The organism is Streptomyces sp. NPDC059900 (assembly GCF_050270335.1).
GTDB lineage: Bacteria > Actinomycetota > Actinomycetes > Streptomycetales > Streptomycetaceae > Streptomyces.
In genome coordinates, this window is record NZ_JBNNJZ010000583.1 from 1 (window position 1) to 4,875 (window position 4,875).

A 4,875-nucleotide genomic window follows, 5' to 3' on the forward strand; every position below is an offset into this window, starting at 1 on the left:
CGGGGCCAGTTGTTGGGCTGCGGGCTTCCGACCCGGTCGCCGCTCGCACGGCGTACTTGGCGTGGCGTGCGAGCGGCGCGGGGCCGGGGCCGGGCGGTGCGAGCGGTGCGGGGCGCCTAACCGGCCGTGTACACGTCCTCGACGTAACGCCCCTGCGCGGTCAGCTCGTTCAGCCACTCCCCGGAGTCCGCCGCCGTGGCGCCCGGCGTGCGGTCCCGGTGCAGCGTGCGCAGGGCGTCGCGTACGCCCGGCGCCATGCGCGAGCCGTCGCCGCACACGTACACCCGGGCTCCGGCGGCCAGCAGGTCCCACACCTCGTCGGCCTCCGCCGCGATGCGGTGCTGCACGAAGGCCGCCCCGTCGACGGGCGACGCACTGAAGGCGGGGCGCAGCGAGACCGCGCCGGCGGCCTCCGCCGCGCGCAGCTCATCGGCGTGCAGGAAGTCGGCGTCCGGGGCATCGCACCCGAAGTAGCAGACAGCGGGCGCCAGTCGGACTCCCCGGGCCGCCAGCTCCGCACGGTCCGCGATCGTGCCGCGGAAGGGCGCAAGGCCCGTACCCGCGGCGATCATGATGACGGGCGTCGCGTCGGCGTGGTCGATGCGGAAGGCCTCGCGGCACGGCTGGACCCTGGCCAGGACGGTGTCACCCGGACGCAGCCCGCCCAGGTGGCCGGAGCCCGTGCCGCGGTACAGCGCCCCGCTGCCCGAGCGCGCCGGGGCCTCCAGGAGGGACACCATCAGGTCGGCGTGCCCGGGGTGCACCGCAGGCGAGGACGACACCGAGTAGTGGCGGGGCCGCAGCGGCGTGAGCACGTCGAGCAGGCGCGGCCAGGCCAGGGCCCCGCGCAGTGCCGGACAGGCCTCGACCAGTTCGAGCAGCGTGCGCCCGTCGGCCGCGCGGGCGGCCTCGTCCTCGGCCAGGGCGCCGAGAACGGCACGCTCGGGCGGGCAGGGGTTGGCGGCGGCGAGCACGGCCAGCTGATCCGCGGTGGGCCGGTCCTGCAACTCCACGTGACGGGACAGGAGCCGGCGCACCGTCAGGGGCCGGTCCACCGCGAGGCCGTCCCGCCGGGGGCGGCTCGCGCGGATGTCGAGGACCGCCTCCAGGTCGACCCCGAGCGCCGCGGCGGCGCGGTCGACCAGCGCCGGGTCGTTGACGGGCAGCACGCTGAGATGGTCGCCGGTGTGATAGGTGACGCCGTCGGGCAGGGCGAGGCGAACGAATCGCTTCCTGCGGGGGTAGCCGGGCGCGGTCAGGTCGCGGGCCTCGCTGACCGTCATCGAGGCGAGTCCGTGCCGCGCGGCGAGTGCGTCCAGCGGGCCGCCGGTCAGCTCACGGACCTCGTACGCGTCCGGGGGAGCGGCGGCGGCCGGGGTCTCCTGCGCGTCGGGGTCGCCGTACCGCTCCAGGAGAGCCGTACGCAGCCGCGCGGTGAACTCCCGTACCGTGCCGCCGAGATCGCCCGACGCGTCGGCCGCCGCGCGCTCCAGGAGCCGGTCGCCGCCCAGCTCCGCGAGCCGCTCGTCGAAGCGCGTCGGGACGTGCTGGTAGGTGGCGGCCCAGTTGCGGTCGCCCACGCCGAGGACCGCGTACGTGACATGCTCGGCGCCGGCCGCCGGGGCACCGTCAAGCCAGGAGGCGAACACGCCGGCGTCATCGGTGGGGCGGCCGTTGTACGAGGCGGCGGTGATGACGACCGGGCGGTCGGCGGGCAGCGCACCGGCGTACGCGTCGAGGGCCGCGACCTCGGTCTCGCAGCCCACCGCAGCTGCCTCGTCGGCGAGTTGGGCGGCGAACTCCCGGCAGGTCCCGTAGTTGCTGCCGTGCAGGAACAGCGCGCGGGTGCCGGGCGTGACACGCGCGGGTAGCCCGGTGGCTTCGGGTGTCGCTGCTGCCGACTGGGTTGCTGTGCCCGGCAGTTGTCCGTGCACGCGGTCGGCGGCGGTGCGCGGCGTCAGCGTGAGCGTGAAGCCGTCGGGCTTGAGGGTGAGTGTCTCCTTGACCGTGAGCCGGTAGCCGGCGTGGTCGTGCAGCCGGTAGCGGTGCACCAGCATCCCGAGCAGCATCGTCGCCTCGTGCAGCGCGAACTGCCTGCCGATACAAGCCCGTTCACCCGTGCCGAACGGCTTGAACGCGTGCGGGGAGCGGGCGGCCTCCGCCTCGGCGGTGAAGCGCGCCGGATCGAACAGCTCCGGGTTGTCGCCCCATACCGGCTGCCGGTGCAGCATCGGCGTGAGCACGGTGACGCCCTGCCCGGCACGCAGCGGGATGCGCCCGCCCAGGAGCGTGTCCTCACGGGCGTGGCGGCCGAACGCGGCGGCCGTCGGCCACAGCCGCAGCGCCTCGTTGAGCACCTGCCGGGTGTACGTGAGCCGCCCGACGTCGTCGAAGGTCGGCTCGGGATCGGGCGTGTCCCCCCACAGGGCGTCGACCTCGCGGCGCACCAGGTCGAGGACGGCGGGATGCTTGGCGAGGTAGTACAGCGCGAACGACATCGCGCCGGAGGTCGTCTCGTGCCCCGCGATCAGGAAGGTGATCACCTGGTTGCGGATGTTGGCGGTGTCCAGCTTCGAGCCGTCGCCCGGATGCGAGGCGCTGAGCATGAGGCCCAGCAGATCCTCGGCCGGTCCGGCACCGGGTGTGCCGTCGGCTCGTGCCGAGATGACCTCGTCGACCACCTGCGCCAGATAGCCGGCATCGGCCCGGAAGCCCGCGTCGGCCGCCGAGTGGTCGCTGCCCGGCGTACGGCTCAGGCGCGTCATGCTCCACTCCAGGCAGCGCACCATGGACTCGATGAAGGGATGCGGCTCGGCCCGCTCGAACGAACCGAAGTCGTAGCCGAACCCGGCGAGTCCGATCGTGTCCAGGGTCATCCGGGTCATGTCGCCCGGTACGTCCACGGGGTGCCCGTACCGCGCGCCGCGGTCCCACGACTCGATCAGCCGGTGGGCGACGCGCAGCATCACCGGGTGGTACGTACGCATCGAACCGAGCGCGAACGCGGGCATCAGGATGTCGTGCGCGCGGGCCCAGTTGGGCTCGTCGTTGTACGCGGTGAACAGTCCGTCGGCGGTGAACTCCCGCACGTTCTGCAGGGCGGGTCCCACATGCTTGGCGAAGCGGCTCTCGTCGGCGAGTTCGGTCACGAGATCGAGATCGCTCACGAACAGCGCGTCGCGGCCGTGCAGTCGCCTGCGCAGCACGGGCCCGTGCCGGCGGATCAGCTCCATGGCCTGCTGGAGCGGCGCGGGCCCGGGGCCGGTGGCGGAGATGTCGATCAGAGGCACACCGTCGAGGTCGGATCCGGTGTCCCCGGGGAGCGGTGCGGTGGTGGTGGGGGGCATGGCGTGACAACTGCCTTTCGCCGTACGGAAGTCACTGCTCCCCAACCTTCGTCGCCGCTCCCCGGGGGATTGCGCCGTCCCGCTACATGATTGTGTAGTGACGAACCGTGCCCTGCTCTTGACTGCCCCTGGCTGGAAGGAGTCGCCCCGTGGACTCCGCGGACCCCGACCCCGTGCTGTGGCGCAACCGCGCCATGCTCCTCTTCAACCGCATCCCGATGCCCGTGGCGGTGTGCGACGCGAGCGGGGCGATCATCCTGGCCAACCCGGCGATGACGGCGGAGTGGGGTGAGACCTCCGGCAGCCTGCGGGGCCGCAACGTACTGGAGCTGTTCCGCCCCCAGGAGAAGACACAGGTGCTGCGGATCGCCGAGGCGCTGCGGCTGCGGCACCGCTCGCGCTATCCGGTCGCCGTGCACTGGCAGGCCCCCGACGGGGTGCGGCGCCACGGGGAGCTGACGGCGGAGCCGGTGAGCGACACGGTCGACGAGGTGCCGGGGCTCCTCGTGCTGCTGCGCGTCCTGGGCGAGGACCCCGCTCCCGCCGAGACGCCCGCCTCGGCCGCCTCCCCGGCCGAGGCCCGCATCCTGGCGCTCCTCGCCGGCGGTGCCAGTACGGCCGGGGCGGCCCGCGAGACGGGCCTGACCCCGGACGGCGTCACCTACCACCTGCGCCGTCTCACGGAGCGCTGGGGAGCGGCGAACCGGACGGAACTGGTGGCGCGTGCCTATGTGCTGGGGGTGCTGACTCCGGGGGTGTGGCCTCCGGCTGCCTGAGACGGGCCCGCCGGATCAGTCCGGGGTGTCGCCCGGCGCGGCGGCGGCCGCGGCCCTGCGGTACTCGGCATTTATGCGCTGCGCTTCTTGGAGCTGGTCCTCGAGGATGACGATGCGGCAGGCCGCTTCGACCGGCGTGCCCTGGTCGACCAGTTCGCGGGCGCGCGCGGCGATCCGCAGCTGGTAGCGGGAGTACCGCCGGTGCCCGCCCTCCGAGCGGAGGGGCGTGATGAGGCGGGCCTCGCCGATGGCCCGCAGGAAGCCTGGTGTGGTGCCGAGCATCTCGGCGGCCCGCCCCATGGTGTAGGCGGGATAGTCGTCGTCGTCCAGACGACCACTGAGCGGTGTATCCGCAGTCATGTCACCTCGTTCTGCCACGCGTCGAGGGGCCCTGGTGCCGTACGGCACCAGGGCCCCGAAGGAAATTCAACACCATCTGCCGGCCTTGTCGAAGCGCCGACCTATTGTTTCCGCCGTCCGGCCCGAGAACAGGGCGGGAAGCGGGGATCGCTGATGCGTGACCGAGGACCACCTTCCAATCCGGGGTCTTGCGGCACCCGGCCGAAACGCTCTGGGCCGGGCGATCCTGATGGCGTCTGCTCCTCCGTTTCTCCCGCTTGGTCTACAGCTACGGGAGAAACCCTAATCATGCGATCGCTCAAAGTCTACCGTGTCGGGCATAGATTTTATGCGCTGGTGCTCGACGTCCGCACAGAGGTGCGCATGGAGCAGACGCAGTAAGGGCCCTGCCG

Annotated in this window: 3 protein-coding genes; 1 reads left to right on the forward strand and 2 read right to left on the reverse strand. The window is 72.9% G+C overall.

The window, feature by feature from the left end:
* Positions 1-116: 116 nt before the first annotated feature.
* Complete coding sequence (locus tag ACQKIP_RS39630; RefSeq protein ID WP_365862369.1) at positions 117-3,347, reverse strand: bifunctional cytochrome P450/NADPH--P450 reductase; 3,231 nt, start codon at positions 3,345-3,347, stop codon at positions 117-119.
* Positions 3,348-3,541: 194 nt separating this feature from the next.
* Here ACQKIP_RS39630 and ACQKIP_RS39635 point away from each other — a divergent pair, with 194 nt between their 5' ends.
* The gene (locus tag ACQKIP_RS39635) at positions 3,542-4,123 is read left to right on the forward strand and encodes a PAS domain-containing protein (RefSeq protein WP_427745272.1); all 582 of its coding nucleotides are present in this window, start codon (positions 3,542-3,544) and stop codon (positions 4,121-4,123) included.
* Between the two features lie 15 nt (positions 4,124-4,138).
* Here the strand turns inward: ACQKIP_RS39635 and ACQKIP_RS39640 are convergent, their stop codons facing one another.
* Positions 4,139-4,483 (reverse strand): MerR family transcriptional regulator, encoded by a 345-nt coding sequence (locus ACQKIP_RS39640; protein WP_365862373.1) that lies wholly within the window; start codon positions 4,481-4,483, stop codon positions 4,139-4,141.
* Between the last annotated feature and the right edge of the window lie 392 nt (positions 4,484-4,875).

Excerpts from the sequence above, each read along its gene's own strand:
- ACQKIP_RS39630 (WP_365862369.1), bottom strand. The coding sequence starts at position 3,347 with ATGCCCCCCACCACCACCGCACCGCTCCCCGGGGACACCGGATCCGAC.
- ACQKIP_RS39635 (WP_427745272.1), top strand. The coding sequence starts at position 3,542 with ATGCTCCTCTTCAACCGCATCCCGATGCCCGTGGCGGTGTGCGACGCG.
- ACQKIP_RS39640 (WP_365862373.1), bottom strand. The coding sequence starts at position 4,483 with ATGACTGCGGATACACCGCTCAGTGGTCGTCTGGACGACGACGACTAT.